Source organism: Saccharopolyspora soli, assembly GCF_022678645.1.
Lineage (GTDB): Bacteria > Actinomycetota > Actinomycetes > Mycobacteriales > Pseudonocardiaceae > Saccharopolyspora > Saccharopolyspora soli.
The window spans coordinates 1-14,296 of record NZ_JALBWV010000048.1 but is presented as its reverse complement, the minus strand read 5'-3'; the positions used below and the strand labels follow the sequence as shown (position 1 = coordinate 14,296).

Here is a 14,296-nt window from a genome sequence, read left to right as displayed (position 1 = left end):
TGGTGCCGATGTTACTTCTGGCCGTGGCGACCGCCCTGATGGGCGTGCCCATGCTGGGCTTGGTGCTGCTGGTCCTGGCGGCGATGATCCTGGGCTTCGACATCTGGGTGAACAGCCGCCGCAAGTCGCCGATGCGCCGCCAGCCGCCGCGCCGCTCGCGCCGGGACGATCTGGACGATTTGGACTTGGAGCCGCCACGCCGCGCACCTGCCCGGCGACCCGCGCGCACGGCCCCGCCGGAGCGCGCGGCGGCGCCGCGCAACAGCGGCGCACCGAACAGCGCGAACCCGCGCAACAACGCCGCCCGGAACGGGGCGACCCGCGCGGTGAACCAGCCGCGTCGAAACAACCCCGGCGGGCAAGGCGGCCGACCGCAGCGCCCCGCTGGCGGGCGCCCCGGCGCTCACCGCTGAACAGCTCATGGACTGTTTCCAGGCTCACTTTGGTTTGCGGTGCGGGTAGCGGAACCTCAGACGCCTTCTCGGTCCGGGATCCCCGACATCATGTATGTCCAATACACCACGTCGAGGTAGGTCCTCCCAGAGAACGCCAGTGGGCACAGTCTGAGAACCCGCGGTGGTGCCGGTTTGGAGGGTGGGCTAAGCGGCTGCGCCGCTTCAACAACAAGATCAAAGACAGGCACTTCGTCATCTCCCACGGAGATCCCGCCGAGGAGCTTCGCGTGGCGGACTGTTCAGGTGCCGCAGACATGCCGATGGCCGCGTCGCCGAGCACGCCGACGCGGCCATCGGAGCCGAACCGCAGCTGACTAGCTGGATACTGCCGCGGATTCGGACTTCTCGTAAGCGACGTGCTCTTCGGCGTCCGGATTGCGAGCGAACATCAGGCCGACGACGGTGAGCACGGCGGTGCCCACCAGGTAGATCGCGACCGCGACCCAGGTGCCGAACCCGGCCAGCAGCGCGGTGAACACCAGCGGTGCGACCGCCCCGCCGACCACCCCGGCCAAGGTGTACGCCAGCGAACTTCCGGTGTAGCGCAGGCGGGGCGAGAACTGCTCGGTGATCAGCGCGGCCTGCGGCCCGTAGAGCACGGCGTGGATGGCCAGCGCGATGATCATGCCGATCGCGACGGCGACGAAGGATCCGCCGCTGATCATGGGGAAGAACACGAACGGCCAGATCGCCGCGGCGATGGTGCCGATCAGGTACATGGTGCGCCGGTTGACGCGGTCGGACAGGGCGCCGGAAGCGGGAATCAGGAACAACTGGAACGCCGAGCCGATCATGACCGCGGCAAGCCCCTGACTCGCGGGCATGTCCAACGCGGTGGTGAGGTACGTGAGCACGAAAACGGTGAACAGGGAGTACAGCACGTCGGGGCAGATCCGGACGAGCACACCGGCCAGCAGCGCACGCGGCTCGTGCCGGAAGACCTCGGTCAGCGGTGCTTTCGGCTGCTCGCCGCGTTCGGCGATCTTCTTGAAAACGGGCGTTTCCTCAAGCTTCATCCGAAGCCAGAGCCCGAACAGGACCAGGACACCGGAGAGCAGGAAGGCGATCCGCCAACCCCAAGCCTCGAACTGCGCGGTGCTGAGCGACAAAGCCAGCAGGGCCAACACGCCGTTGGCCAACAGGTTGCCAGCAGGCGGGCCGATCTGGGCCGCGGAAGCCCAGAAACCACGCCTGCGCGGATCGCCGAATTCGCTGGAGAGCAGCACGGCGCCGCCCCACTCGCCGCCGACGCCAACGCCTTGCGCGAACCGCAGGATCACCAGCAGCACGGCGGCGTACCCGCCGATGGCGGCATGCGTGGGCAGCAGGCCGATCAGGAACGTCGCGATGCCGGTGAGCAGCAAGGTGAGCACCAGAACCTGCTTGCGGCCGAGCACGTCACCGAGCCGACCGAACACGAATCCGCCGAGCGGACGCGAGAGGTAGCCGACGGCGTAGGTCGAGAACGCCGCCATGGTGCCCGCGAGGTCGTCCCCGGACGGGAAGAAGAGCTTGCCGAACAATGTCGCAGCGGCCACCGAGTAGGCCGCGAAGTCGTAGTACTCAAGCGTGGTTCCCGACAGACTCGCCACGAACGCACGGCGTAACGAGCGCCGGTCAGCGGTCTCCACTGGGTTTGTCATCGTGCCGATCCGATCTCGTTCGTCCTGTGATGCGGATCGCTAAAAGCTAAGGATTGTTGAACGATCCGTCAATACTCTTGTTCCCGATTACGGCGAACGTCGTATTGCGTTCGGCAAGGGTGTCCAACGATGAGCGGCGAAAAGGCCCAATACGAGCGAAGTCGGCGTGCGAGGAGCAAAGGTGATGCGGCCGAACGGGGTTCGGCAGTCGCCGCCGTCCGGCGACCTAAAAAGGGGCGTCCGGCACACGCCGGACGCCCCGTGATCTGTTCCGATTTCAACCGTTCACCGCGAGAGCCGGTCGATTCGCTTTGGGCGAACCCAGTTCCCCGGTTGGCACCCGATAGGTCTCCCGACCGCTGGCCACTGCGAGAACGTTCACCAGGCACAGTCCGGCGGTGAAAAGCGCAACGTTGACCCAGCCATCCCGACCGCCTCCGATGGCCTCGGCGATGCTGGGGGAGAACCCGCCGAGCGCGAACCCGATCTGCGTCCCCACGGCCATCCCGGAAAGCCGCACCCGAGCGGGGAACATCTCCCCGTAGAAGGCAGGCCAGATCCCGTTGGTAGCGCTGTAAACAACGCCGAACATCAGAATCCCAACACCGAAGATCAGCCCGTAGTTGCCGATCGACAGCGACCACAGATACGCGAACATCAGCACCGCGCAACCCAGCGACCCGCCGATGAACACCGGCTTGCGCCCGATCCGGTCGGCCAGCCGCGCCCACAGTGGAATCGCGAACAGCGCCACGACGTTTGCCAGCACACCGACCCACAGGATCGGCGTCCTCGCCAGCCCGACGGTGTTCACCGCGTAGCTCAGCGCGTAGACGGTGAAGATGGTGCTGACCGCGGCGATCACGGACGCGACCACGACGCGCAGCACGCTGGCCCAGTGGTCGCGGAACAGCGGGGCGAGCGGCGTCTTGGCTCGCTTGGTCCCGCCAGTCGCGACTTCCCGCTCGAAAACCGGTGTCTCGTCGAGCTTGCTGCGGATCACCAGGCCGACGACCACCACGCCCGCGCTGAGCCAGAACGGCAGCCGCCAGCCCCAACTCAGCAGATGGTGCTCGGGCAACGCGGCCACCGGCAGGAAGATCGCCGTGGCGAGGATCTGCCCGGCCTGCGTGCCGCTGAGCGTGAAGCTGGTGTAGTACGCGCGCCGGTTCGGTGGTGCGTGCTCCAGCGACATCGAGTTCGCGCCCGCCTGCTCACCGGCTGCCGACAGGCCCTGCAACAGCCGGAGCGCCACCAGCAGGATCGGTGCGGTCACGCCGATCTGCTGGTAGGTCGGCAGGCAGCCGACCAGCACGGTCGACACGCCCATCAGCAGCACGGTGTAGACGAGAACCCGCTTGCGGCCGAAGACGTCGCCGATGTGACCGAGGATGAAAGCGCCGACCGGGCGGGCCAGGTAGCCGACGCCGAAGGTGGCCAGCGCGAGCAGCGTTCCGGTGGCGGGATCGGCGGCCGGGAAGAAGATCTTGTTGAACACCAGCGCGGCGGCCGTGCCGTAGATGAAGAAGTCGTAGTACTCCAGGGCGCTGCCGATCCACGCGGCGATGGCGGCCTTCCGCGGCTTGCCCTGCGTGGCGGTCGAGGGGTCCGTCACTTGAAACTCCAGGAGTCCGTGCACCGTTGCTCAGACCGGCGACTTATGAACCATCTAGTTAGTCACCAAAGGTTGGAGCGCGCCGTGCCCCGTGTCAAGAGTTTGTTTCGCCGAGTTTGCGGTCGTGAGTGCGAAAAGCGGGTTGGAGCCCGATTGGGCACTCACGACCCCTTTCAGCAGGTGGTGAGGTAGTCGATCACCAGGTCGCCGAGCATCTTGCGGTAGTGGTCGCGGCGGTCCGGGGCGAGCATGTCGCGTTGGAAGATCGCTTGGAACGTGTAGCGGTTCGAGGTGCGGAAGACGCAGAACGAGCTGATGACCATGTGCACGTCCAGGGCGTCCACGTCGTCGCGGAACTGCCCGGCGGCTCGGCCGCGCTCCAGGATGCGGCCGAGCACCTCCACCGCCGGGTTGGCCAGGCCGGGCAGCAGGTCCGATTTGGTGAGGTGTTCGGCGCGGTGGATGTTCTCGATGCTGACCAGGCGGAGGAAATCGGGGTGCGACTCGTGGTGGTCGAAGGTCAGCTCGGCCAATCTGCGGATCGCCTCGACCGGGTCCAGGTCCTCGACGTCGGCTTCGCTCTCGATGCCGCGGATCACCGCGTAGGCGTTCTCCAGCACGGCCAGGTAGAGCTGTTCCTTGCCGCCGAAGTAGTAGTAGATCATCCGCTTGGTGGTGCTGGTGCGGGCGGCGATCTCGTCCACGCGGGCACCGGCGTAGCCCTTGTCGGCGAACTCCTCGGTGGCCACGTCGAGGATCTCCGCGCGGGTCCGGTCGGCATCGCGGTGCCGGATCTCGCGGGTGTCGGACGTCGGTGCAGCCACGGCGCTCCCTTGCGGTTGGGCACTCCGGGCCCACTGTAGTGCAGCGGGTCTTCCCGAAGCCCGGCTTCCTCCCTACAATTAACTAGCTGGTTCGTTCATTAGCTGAGGTCGGAGAAGCCCAGGTGCGCAAGCAGGACAGCTACCTCATCGGACTCATCGGATCGGGCATCGGTCCGTCGTTGAGCCCACCGCTGCACGAGCGCGAGGCCGATGAGCTCGGGCTCCGGTACATCTACCGCAGGTGGGACCTGGACGTGCTGGGCCAGCCCGCCGAGGAGATAGGTGGGCTGCTGGCCGCCGCCCGCATGGCCGACTACGACGGGTTCAACATCACGCACCCGTGCAAGCAGGTGGTCGTCGAGCACTTGGACGAGCTCTCGCCGGACGCCGCCGTGCTGGGGGCGGTCAACACGGTCGTCTTCGACGGGGGACGCGCGATCGGCCACAACACCGACTGGTCCGGCTTCGCGCGCAACTTCAGCCGGGGTCTGCCGGATGCGTCGTTGGAGCGCGTGGTGCTGCTCGGTGCGGGCGGTGCCGGTGCGGCGGTCGCGCACGCGATGCTGACGCTGGGCACCGGAGTGCTCCGGGTGCTCGACGCTGACTTCCGACGCAGCGCCGCACTGGTCGAGTCGCTGCGTGCGCGCTTCGGCGCGGATCGGGCCGAAACGGGTCGGTTGGACACCGTCACCGAGGCGCTGAACTGGTCGAACGGCGTCGTGCACGCCACTCCGACCGGGATGTTCGCGCATCCCGGCCTCCCGGTGCCCGCCGAGGCGCTGCGTCCTGAGCTCTGGGTGGCCGAGGTCGTCTACCGGCCGCTGGATACCGAACTGGTCGCCGCCGCGCGGGCCAGCGGTTGCCGGGTGCTCGACGGCGGTGGCATGGCGGTCTTCCAGGCCGCTGATTCCTTCCGGCTGTTCACCGGTGTCGAGCCGGACGCCGAGCGGATGCTGCGCCACTTCGCCGAACTCGCTGGAGGTGTGCATGTCCGCGCCTGACGCCCGCCGGGTGATCGCCACCGTCTGCCTGTCCGGGACGCTGGAGGACAAGCTGGTCGCGGCTGCGGCGGCTGGATTCGACGGCGTCGAGATCTTCGAGAACGACCTGATCGCCTCCGCTGCCTCGCCTGCCGAGATCCGGCGGCACTGCGTCGATCTCGGCTTGACCATCGACCTGTACCAGCCGTTCCGGGACTTCGAGGCGGTGCCACCGGAGACGCTGCGGGCCAACTTGCGCCGCGCCGAGCGCAAATTCGACGTGATGGAGCAGCTCGGCGCGGACCTGATGCTGGTCTGCTCGACGGTATCGCCGGATGCGGTGGACGACGACGAGTTGGCGGCCGAACAGCTGCGCCTGCTCGCCGAGCGGGCCGCCGCGCGCGGCATGCGCATCGCTTACGAGGCGCTGGCCTGGGGCCGGTTCGTCACCACCTACGACCACTCTTGGCGGATCGTGCGCAGCGCGGACCACCCGGCGCTCGGGTTGTGCCTGGACAGCTTCCACGTGCTGTCGCGGGGCAGCGACCCTGCGCTGATCCGCACGATTCCGGGCGAGAAGCTGTTCTTCCTGCAGTTGGCCGATGCGCCGCGGATGGATATGGACGTGCTGCAGTGGAGTCGGCACCACCGGCTGTTCCCCGGACAGGGATCGTTCGACCTGCCGACCTTCGTCGCGAACGTGCTGGCCACTGGTTACCGGGGGCCGTTGTCGCTGGAGGTCTTCAACGACGTCTTCCGGCAAGCCGACCCGAAACCGGCGGCGGTGGACGCGATGCGGTCGCTGCGGCTGTTGGAGGAACAGCTCGGGTTACCGGTCACCGGGCTGGTGCCAGCACCGGAGTTGTCCGGTTACGCCTTCGCGGAACTGGCGGTGGGGGAGGGCGCGGGTAGTCGGCTCGCCGACGCACTCACCGCGCTCGGCTTCACGCTCACCGGGAAGCACCGGAGCAAACCGGTGCAGTTGTGGGAGCAGGGCGGAGCCCGCGTGCTGCTCAACTCCAATTCGTCCACTTCGGACTCAGCGGCGATCGGCGCGCTGGCGGTGGAAAGCGCGGATCCGATCCGCTCGGCGCAACGAGCAGATGCGATGCGTGCGCCGATCCTGCCGCGCTCACGTGGACCCGAAGAGGCCAGCCTCTCGTCAGTAGCGGCACCGGACGGCACGGAGGTGTTCTTCTGCCGCACCGGAGCCGAAAACGCAGCGGACTGGTTGGCAGACTTCCCCGGCACCGCGACCCCGTTAGCGCCGGGACTGGGCATCACCGGCATCGACCACATCGCGTTGACCCAGCCGTTCGACCACTTCGACGAGGCGGCGCTGTTCTACCGCGCAGTCGTCGGACTGGACCCGGAGCCGATCACGGAATTCGCCGCACCGTTCGGGATGGTGCGCAGCCGTGGGGTGACCGACCGGGGTTCGGTGCGCATCGCGCTGAACGGAACGCTGGTACGTCGTGGCGAATGGGCCCCGGCGGTGCGCGACCCGCAGCACATCGCGTTCGCCACCGCCGATGCGCTGGCCACCGCACGGGCACTGCACGAGCGCGGCGCGCCGGTCCTGCGGATTCCGGACAACTACTACGACGACCTCGAAGCACGGGTGGACCTGGATCCGGAGCTGCTTGCCGAGCTGCGGGCTAATTCGGTGCTCTACGACCGCGACGAGCACGGCGAGTTCCTGCACCTGTTCACCGAGCTGTTCGGCTCGCGGATCTTCTTCGAGGTCGTCCAGCGCATCGACGGCTACCGAGGCTGCGCGGTGGCCAATGCGCCGATCCGGATGGCCGCGCACCGGCGGCAGCGCTTGGCGAACACCGGCTGATCGGAAGTCCGACACACATGCGCTCTCCCGAGTACCACGGCTGGCGCGCGCGACTACTCACTCGGGTCGATTGCGTGCTGCTGAACACCCGGCTCTCAGCGGGAGTGTCGTCGCAGAGGTCGAGGATGCGGGCGTTGGTCTTCTGGAGCGGGCAGGGTTTGCGGTCTGAGTGCTCAGTTAGCCGCTATTCCGCGATAGCATCGCTGAATGGAGTTGAGGCAGTTCGAGCATTTCCTCGCGGTGGCCCGCAACGGTAGCTTCACCGCCGCCGCGCAGGACGCGCACATCGTCCAGTCGGCGTTGAGCGCCTCGATCCGGAAGCTGGAGGCCGAACTGGGCGCACCGCTTTTCGAGCGGACCACTCGCCGGGTGATGCTGACCGAGGCGGGCCGCGCCTTGCTGCCGGTCGCCAACCGGCTCGTGGCCGATGTCGTCGCAGCACATGGCGAGGTGTCCGCCGTCGTCGGTCTGTCGCGCGGCCGGGTGTCCATCGGCACGATCCAGGCGCTTTCGATCATCGACCTGCCGAGCGAACTCGGGGTGTTCCAGAAGCGCCACCCCGGCATCCAGATCCACGTTCGGGACGGCACCGCCCCCGAGCTCGCCGCCGCGGTCCGCAACGGCGAGCTCGACCTGGCCTACCTGGCCGCCGACGGGCCACCGGCACCCGACCTGGCGTGCTTCGTCCAGTGGCAACAGCGCTTGGTGCTGGTGACCTATCCGGGGCACCGACTCGAACACCGGCGCCTCGTCCGCTTGGAGGAGATCGACGACGAACCGTTCGTGGATTTCGTCGGCAGCGGGATGCAGGAGATGGTCCGCCGCCGGTTCGCCGATGCGGGGCTGCGGCACAATCCGGTCTGCGACGCAACGCACGTTCCGCTGCTGGTCGATTTGGTGGCGGCCGGGCTGGGCGTCACCATCATCCCGCAAGCGGTCGCGGAACGCGCCGGGTTGCCCTTCGCCAAGATCGAGCGGGTGGACTTCAACAGGACCGTCTACCTGGCCGGGCGGCTGTCGGAGATGACGAACCCGGCGGCCCGCGTGCTGCTGGAACATCTCACGGGAAAGCGTCTCGCCAGCGGTCCGGCGTCGGCGCGAAGAGGAGCCCGAAACCGGCCAGCGCAAGCAAAATCGCGAGCATCTGCTGGTCGATGAGGCTGGCGACGAGCGCGAGAGCCAGTGCGCGCACCGCGAATGCCCGCACCAGCCGAACCGCATCGGATTCGGATGAGGTGTTCACGTTTCCCAGGTGCTCACGACCGGCTTGCATGCGGCCAGTATTGGTCCGGCGAGCCAGCGCGTCCAACACTTCCTTCCGCTGGAATTCAGCTCCGAAATCGATTGATGAATCGGGCGTCCGCCGAACCTCGGAGAACGCCCGGTCGTTGGTCGAGAATGTCGCCCTGCGGGCAGTGGCGCGTTTGAACTGGCAAAACGCGCGCTGAATACTGGGCGCGTGTTAGGAACTGTGGCTCTGTTGCTGGCCGGTGTCGCTGGCGGAGCCTTGAACGCGGTGGGCGGCGGCGGCACTTTCGTGGTCCTGCCCGCCCTGGTCGTCGCCGGGCTGCCTCCTGTCGCGGCCAACGCCTCGACGACGGTCGCCCTCCTGCCAGGGGCGCTGACGAGCGCGTGGGCCTACCGGCGCGACGTCGTCCAAGTGGGGAGCACGGCCACGTTGCCGCTGACGGTGTCAAGCCTGCTCGGGAGTGTCGTCGGCGCGGGGCTGCTATTGGTGCTGCCTGCGGCGTCGTTCGACGCGGCCGTGCCGTGGTTGCTCGCTTTCGCCACCGTGGTCCTCGCGTTCGGGCGCAAGATCACGCGGATGTTGAACGCCGCACTGGGCCGTCCGTTCGACCTCAGCACCTCGGCGGTCCTAATCGGACAGTTCCTGCTCGCGATCTACGGTGGCTACTTCGGCGGCGCGGTGGGCATTCTCATGCTGGCCTTCTGGAGCATCGGTGTCGGACTCGACGCGGCGGCTGGCAACCCGACGCGAGTCGTCCAGCTCGCCGCCATCTACACCGTCGCAGCGGTGTTCTTCCTCATCGCAGCGGATGTGCTGAGCTATGCCGTCCCGGTCGCTGCCGTTCTGGTCGGCGCGATCATCGGCGGCTGGGGCGGTGCCCAGGTGGCCCGACGCCTCCCTTCGGCGGCGCTACGCGGCGTAGTCCTGACGACCGCTGTCACCATGACAGTCGTCTACTTCCTGCGCGCCTGAAGGTTGACGCCAGGAATACCCCTGTCCGAGGTGGTGTTGCCTCCGTTGAACCGCACTTGGGAGGGAACATGGGCGAGTATCTGTGGGGTGGCGACGAAGTCGACCTGGACGCCTACCTCGCCCGGATCGGCTACACCGGATCGCTGACTCCCAACGCGCACACGTTGTCCGATCTGGCTCGGGCGCACATCGCTGGCATCCCGTTCGAAAACCTGGATGTCGTGCTCGGCCGGGGCGTGTCCCTGGACTTGCCGAGCTTGGAAGCAAAGCTCGTGCACCAACCGCGCGGCGGTTACTGCTTCGAGCACACGACGTTGTTCGCCGCGGTGCTGGAACAGCTGGGCTTCAGCTTCCACGCCTACTCCTCGCGCGTACGTATGGGAACATCCAAGCTCCATGTAGCCACGCACGCGGTCCTGGACGTCGAAGCGGACGGCGGCCGTTGGCTCGTCGATGTCGGTTTCGGGGCCGGGGCCCTCGAACCGATCCCGCTGTACGACGGTGCGCAGGTGCGGCAAGGCGACTGGACCTTCCGGCTGGACCGAGAACAGGCCCTGACCGGGCTCACCTGGGTCTTGCGCCAGCAGCAAGGGGACGACTGGATCGATCTGCACGCGTTCACCGACAACCGCCAGTTCCCGATCGATTACCGCGTGGGCAACTTCTACACCGCCGAGCACGCCCGCTCGCCGTTCCGGAGGCAACTGGTGCTGCAGCGCACGGAACCTCAGCTCCGACGGGCATTGAGGGGCACTTCTCCCACGCTCACCACCAGCCGGCCGGACGGCGCGCACGAGGACCAAGCCGTGGCCCCTGCCGAGCTGCCTGACGTCGCCGCCGATCTCTTCAACATCCGACTCACCGAGGAAGACGCCGCCGCATTGCGGAGGATCGCGACCGCGTGGGCCAGCGCGGAAGACGCTGTCCTGCGGTGATGCTCAGAGACGAGGCACTAGGTGAGGTCGTCGAATTCGCCTGCTTTGATCCCTTTGATCCAGGCGTCGATCTCGGTACGGGTGAACAGGATCGCGCCTGCTTCGGGTGCGTTGCTGTTGCGGATCGCGATGCGGCCGTCAGGTAACGCAGCAGCCTCAACGCACTGGCCGCCACCGTTGCTGCCCCCACCGGAGAAGCTGCTCTTGCGCCACTGGGGCTCGTCTAAGGGGTTCACCGGTGCCATGGTGACCTCCGTTGTTCACTGGTGGTCCTTCATTGCCTTGGTGATCGCGTCGATGGAATCCGCACGCGAGAGCGCCAGCTCGGTGAGGATGCCGAATCGCAGTGTGCGGCTTCGCACCTGTTCGCGATCTTCGATGTACAGGCTACCTGCTGGACCTTCGGTGTAGCCGATGTCCGGGATCGGATCAGGCAGGGTCAAGAGAGCGAAAGGGCCCTCCAGGCCCGGACTTCCCGGCACCTCCTTGGGCAGGACCTGAATCGTGACGTCCGGGTTTTCCGTCATGTCGAGCAGTTTGCGCAGCTGATCTCGCATGATCGAGGGACGTCCGATGACTCGTTCCAGGATCGTTTGATCGAGGATGAAGTGCATCCGAGGTGGTTTGTCCTTGGCGAAGATCTGCTGCCGGACCATCCGCGCAGCGACTCGCCGTTCCACGTCGTCCGGGGCGAACGTGCCGGGGTAGACCGCGTGCATTACGGCACGAGCGTAGTCGGCGGTCTGCAACAGCCCGTGAACGAGTTGACTTTGGAAGTCGCGCAGGGCGACCAACCCTCCCTCGATGCTGAGCAACTGCCGGACGTCGTCGGGAAGTTCGTTGTTGAAACTGGCCCACCAGCCTTGTTCTCGTGATGCGCTCGCAAGTTGCACCAGGTCGTCGCGGGTCGCGGGATCATCGACGCCGTATGCATCGAGAAGCTGCTCTACCTCGCGCGGTTTGACGTTGTGCTCGCGGTTTTCGATCCGCGAGAGCTTCGATCTCGACCAGCGTCCGGGGCCTCTCCGGAGTTTGTCGACGGCCGCTTCCTGACGGATGCCTGCTTGTTCGCGCAGTGCTTTCAAGGCGGCGGCGAGCTGCCAGCGACGTACCACCGAAGTCCCGCCATCGATGCCCTGAGTCATCCCAAGCCTCCTCCGTCTGCCTCGCCCAATGGCGTGAGATCTGGACTGTCCACTTGAACAGATGGACTGTCCAGATCATTCTAGTCACTGTCGGTATGCGATCAACTGCGGGAGGTAGCGATGGTAGTCGGGCCTGGTCGGGATTCGTTCTTCGAGTCGGGGATATTGCTGGGGTCGATGCCGGAGGACGAGTTCGCCGAGCTCGTGCAGGGAGAAGCAGACGACTCCCCGCCGCGCGTGTTCGCGTTGGTGGAGGAGCACGGGGAGCGCGCGGACTGCTCCCTCTTCGCGTGGGGCTTGGAGTTCGAGGAGCGCGCCTCGGTCTTCGACCTGGACGGGGTGCTGTTCGCCAGGTGCTCGTCCGCGGATGGCGCGCACGAACTGTTCTCCCGGATCCGCAAGATCCGACTCGTCTGGCCCGCCACCTCGTTGCCCGACCCGGCAGGTTGACGTGGGGTCGTGAGTGCGAAAACCGGCTCCAACCGACTTTCGCACTCACGACCGTCCTGGCGCGGCGGCGCGCTCCAGCGGTCGTAGATTGGGGCTGCGGAATGAGGTCAGCGGCCGTGAGTGGGGAGGACGCTGTGGTCCAGCAAGCGGTCCGGCGCGACGCGGTCAGCGGGCGGCAGTGGCGCGGCCGGGCATCGGGTATCGCCGCCGGGGCGCTGTTCGTCATCGCGCTGCTGTGCGCGGTCTCCGCAGTGGGACTGGCGGTGTCCGGCAACGTGCAACCGGTCCGCCGCTTCATCGACGACGTGCTGTTTCCCGCGCCGCCGAACCTGGCTTACGCGGCTTTCCTCGCGGTGCTCGCGGCGGCGCTGAAGCGCCGCAAGACGTTGGCGCTGCGGATCCTGCTCGCCGTCCTGGTGTTGCAGGCGGTCGCCGACGTCGTGGTGCTCGTGGCGCTGTCGGAACACGCCGAGGCGCTGTGGGTCGACGAAATCGGCGGCCGTTACCAGCTGCCGGTGGACCACACGTGGATCTTCGTGGCGAACATCGTGGTCACCGGCATCTTCGTCGGGCTGCTCTGGCGGGCGCGCGGCGAGTTCTCCGGTCGTGCCAAACGCGGCAGCGCGAAGCTGGCGGTGACGGTGTTCGTGCTGCTCGTCTCGGTGTTCGTCGGTCTCGGCTACGGACTGGTGACGACGTTCCCCGGCTCGCTGGGCGATGCGTGGCAACGGTTCACCTGGACCGTCGAAAGAGTGCTCGGCGGCGCGGTCGACTTCGACATCACGCGTGTTGGGCACGCGCCCGGCTGGGTCAACCTGGTGCTCGGCCTGTTCGGCACGGCCACGCTGTTCGTCACGTTGTTCCTGCTCCTGCGCGCGCAGCAACAGGCCGCCGCGCTGCGCCCCGAAGAGGAGCAGCACATCCGCTGGCTGCTCGCCGAGCACGGGGAACGGGACTCGCTCGGCTACTTCGCCACCCGACGCGACAAGGCAGTGGTGTTCTCGGACAGTGGCAAGGCTGCGATCACCTACCGGGTGGTCGCCGGGGTCTGCCTGGGCAGCGGCGATCCGCTGGGGGATCCGGAGGCTTGGCCGCCGGTGATCGACAAGTGGCTGGCGATGTGCCGGGAGTATGCCTGGACGCCGGCGGTGATGGGCGTCAGTGAACCGGGCGCGACGGCCTATTCGCGGGCCGGGATGAAGATCTTGCAGCTCGGGGACGAAGCGGTGTTGCAGGTCGCCGAGTTCGGCCTGGACGGCCACGACATGCGGCCGGTGCGGCAGGCGGTGCACCGGGTGCAGCACGCCGGGTGCACCGCTCGGGTCCGGCGGCATCGGGAGGCGCCGGAACCGGAAATGGCCGAGATCGCGCGGCTGGCCGAAGCCTGGCGGGACACCGAGACCGAGCGCGGTTTCTCGATGGCGCTCGGTCGGCTCGGCGATCCCCTGGACGGCGAGTGCGTGCTGGTCGAAGCGCTGGCCGACGGCGGTGAACCGGTGGCGTTGTTGTCGTTGGTGCCGTGGGGTGGCAACGGGTTGTCGCTGGACGTCATGCGCCGGGACCGCGACGCGGACAACGGCGTCGTGGAGTTCATGGTCAGCTCGCTGGTGCAGGCCGCGCCGCTGCTCGGGGTGGAGCGGATCTCGCTGAACTTCGCGATGTTCCGCGCCGCCTTCGAGGAGGGTGCGCGGATCGGTGCGGGTCCGGTGCTGCGGGCCTGGCGGGGCTTGCTGCTGTTCTTCTCGCGGTGGTGGCAGCTGGAGTCGCTGTACCGGTCGAACGTCAAGTACCTGCCGCACTGGTTCCCGCGCTACGTCGCTTTCGCCGAGCGCCGCGACCTCGCGCGGGTGGGTATCGCATCAGCTGCGGCGGAGGGGTTCCTGCCCGGTCCACATAACCGGTCTACATTGGACGAATCGACGGAAGTGACCGTGCCGAAACCGGAATTGGATGCCCCATGCCGCGCCAAGCCCGAGCAGCAACAGGTGCGCCAGGACAAGCTGGCGGCGCTGCGGGCAGCAGGTATCGACCCGTACCCGGTGGCGGTGCCGTGCGCCGAACGCTGCCGCGTCGTCGTCGCTCGCCACCAGGGCCTGCTGCCGGACGCGAGGACTGGTGAGCGCACCTCGGTGGCCGGGCGCGTGGTGCTGCTGCGCGATCACGGCGGGGTGTGTTTCGCGACGCT

13 protein-coding genes are annotated in these 14,296 nt (G+C 67.4%); 8 read left to right on the top strand and 5 right to left on the bottom strand.

The window, feature by feature from the left end:
* Positions 1-2 precede the first annotated feature (2 nt).
* A complete protein-coding gene (locus tag MOQ72_RS30240; protein WP_242189152.1) occupies positions 3-413 on the top strand; it encodes a hypothetical protein in 411 nt (136 codons plus the stop codon).
* Between the two features lie 356 nt (positions 414-769).
* Here the strand turns inward: MOQ72_RS30240 and MOQ72_RS30235 are convergent, their stop codons facing one another.
* The 3 genes from MOQ72_RS30235 to MOQ72_RS30225 form a co-directional block, all read right to left on the bottom strand.
* Positions 770-2,098: an MFS transporter gene (locus MOQ72_RS30235; RefSeq protein ID WP_242189151.1), complete on the bottom strand. Its 1,329-nt coding sequence runs from the start codon at positions 2,096-2,098 to the stop codon at positions 770-772.
* Positions 2,099-2,375: 277 nt separating this feature from the next.
* Complete coding sequence (locus MOQ72_RS30230) at positions 2,376-3,713, bottom strand: MFS transporter (protein ID WP_242189150.1); 1,338 nt, start codon at positions 3,711-3,713, stop codon at positions 2,376-2,378.
* Between the two features lie 173 nt (positions 3,714-3,886).
* The gene (locus MOQ72_RS30225) at positions 3,887-4,537 is read right to left on the bottom strand and encodes a TetR/AcrR family transcriptional regulator (protein WP_242189149.1); all 651 of its coding nucleotides are present in this window, start codon (positions 4,535-4,537) and stop codon (positions 3,887-3,889) included.
* A gap of 122 nt (positions 4,538-4,659) precedes the next feature.
* Between MOQ72_RS30225 and MOQ72_RS30220 the strand changes: the two genes are divergently transcribed.
* The 5 genes from MOQ72_RS30220 to MOQ72_RS30200 all read left to right on the top strand — a co-directional run bounded on the left by MOQ72_RS30220 (position 4,660) and on the right by MOQ72_RS30200 (position 10,516).
* Positions 4,660-5,538: a shikimate dehydrogenase gene (locus MOQ72_RS30220; protein ID WP_242189148.1), complete on the top strand. Its 879-nt coding sequence runs from the start codon at positions 4,660-4,662 to the stop codon at positions 5,536-5,538.
* Positions 5,525-7,360, top strand: coding sequence for a bifunctional sugar phosphate isomerase/epimerase/4-hydroxyphenylpyruvate dioxygenase family protein (locus tag MOQ72_RS30215; RefSeq protein WP_242189147.1), 1,836 nt, complete (start codon positions 5,525-5,527; stop codon positions 7,358-7,360). The genes MOQ72_RS30220 and MOQ72_RS30215 overlap by 14 nt, the downstream gene beginning before the upstream one ends.
* A 207-nt stretch (positions 7,361-7,567) precedes the next feature.
* On the top strand, positions 7,568-8,518 hold the full coding sequence (locus MOQ72_RS30210; RefSeq protein WP_242189146.1) for a LysR family transcriptional regulator: 951 nt from the start codon (positions 7,568-7,570) through the stop codon (positions 8,516-8,518).
* A gap of 301 nt (positions 8,519-8,819) precedes the next feature.
* Positions 8,820-9,581, top strand: a complete 762-nt coding sequence (locus MOQ72_RS30205; RefSeq protein ID WP_242189145.1) for a sulfite exporter TauE/SafE family protein — start codon at positions 8,820-8,822, stop codon at positions 9,579-9,581.
* A 68-nt stretch (positions 9,582-9,649) separates the two neighbouring features.
* Positions 9,650-10,516: an arylamine N-acetyltransferase family protein gene (locus MOQ72_RS30200; RefSeq protein WP_242189144.1), complete on the top strand. Its 867-nt coding sequence runs from the start codon at positions 9,650-9,652 to the stop codon at positions 10,514-10,516.
* Between the two features lie 17 nt (positions 10,517-10,533).
* Here MOQ72_RS30200 and MOQ72_RS30195 read toward each other — a convergent pair whose 3' ends face one another.
* Positions 10,534-10,761: a DUF397 domain-containing protein gene (locus MOQ72_RS30195; RefSeq protein WP_242189143.1), complete on the bottom strand. Its 228-nt coding sequence runs from the start codon at positions 10,759-10,761 to the stop codon at positions 10,534-10,536.
* A gap of 15 nt (positions 10,762-10,776) precedes the next feature.
* Positions 10,777-11,661 carry a helix-turn-helix domain-containing protein gene (locus tag MOQ72_RS30190; protein WP_242189142.1) on the bottom strand — a complete coding sequence of 295 codons (885 nt, stop codon included), beginning with the start codon at positions 11,659-11,661 and terminating at the stop codon, positions 10,777-10,779.
* Positions 11,662-11,781: 120 nt separating this feature from the next.
* Between MOQ72_RS30190 and MOQ72_RS30185 the strand changes: the two genes are divergently transcribed.
* Positions 11,782-12,111: a hypothetical protein gene (locus MOQ72_RS30185; RefSeq protein ID WP_242189141.1), complete on the top strand. Its 330-nt coding sequence runs from the start codon at positions 11,782-11,784 to the stop codon at positions 12,109-12,111.
* Between the two features lie 134 nt (positions 12,112-12,245).
* Positions 12,246-14,296: bifunctional lysylphosphatidylglycerol synthetase/lysine--tRNA ligase LysX (lysX, locus tag MOQ72_RS30180; RefSeq protein WP_242189140.1), on the top strand; the 2,051-nt coding region annotated here is incomplete at its 3' end.

Coding starts and splice junctions, on each gene's coding strand:
- MOQ72_RS30235 (WP_242189151.1), bottom strand. CDS start 2,098: ATGACAAACCCAGTGGAGACCGCTGACCGGCGCTCGTTACGCCGTGCG.
- MOQ72_RS30215 (WP_242189147.1), top strand. CDS start 5,525: ATGTCCGCGCCTGACGCCCGCCGGGTGATCGCCACCGTCTGCCTGTCC.
- MOQ72_RS30210 (WP_242189146.1), top strand. CDS start 7,568: ATGGAGTTGAGGCAGTTCGAGCATTTCCTCGCGGTGGCCCGCAACGGT.
- MOQ72_RS30200 (WP_242189144.1), top strand. CDS start 9,650: ATGGGCGAGTATCTGTGGGGTGGCGACGAAGTCGACCTGGACGCCTAC.
- MOQ72_RS30195 (WP_242189143.1), bottom strand. CDS start 10,761: ATGGCACCGGTGAACCCCTTAGACGAGCCCCAGTGGCGCAAGAGCAGC.
- MOQ72_RS30190 (WP_242189142.1), bottom strand. CDS start 11,661: ATGACTCAGGGCATCGATGGCGGGACTTCGGTGGTACGTCGCTGGCAG.
- MOQ72_RS30185 (WP_242189141.1), top strand. CDS start 11,782: ATGGTAGTCGGGCCTGGTCGGGATTCGTTCTTCGAGTCGGGGATATTG.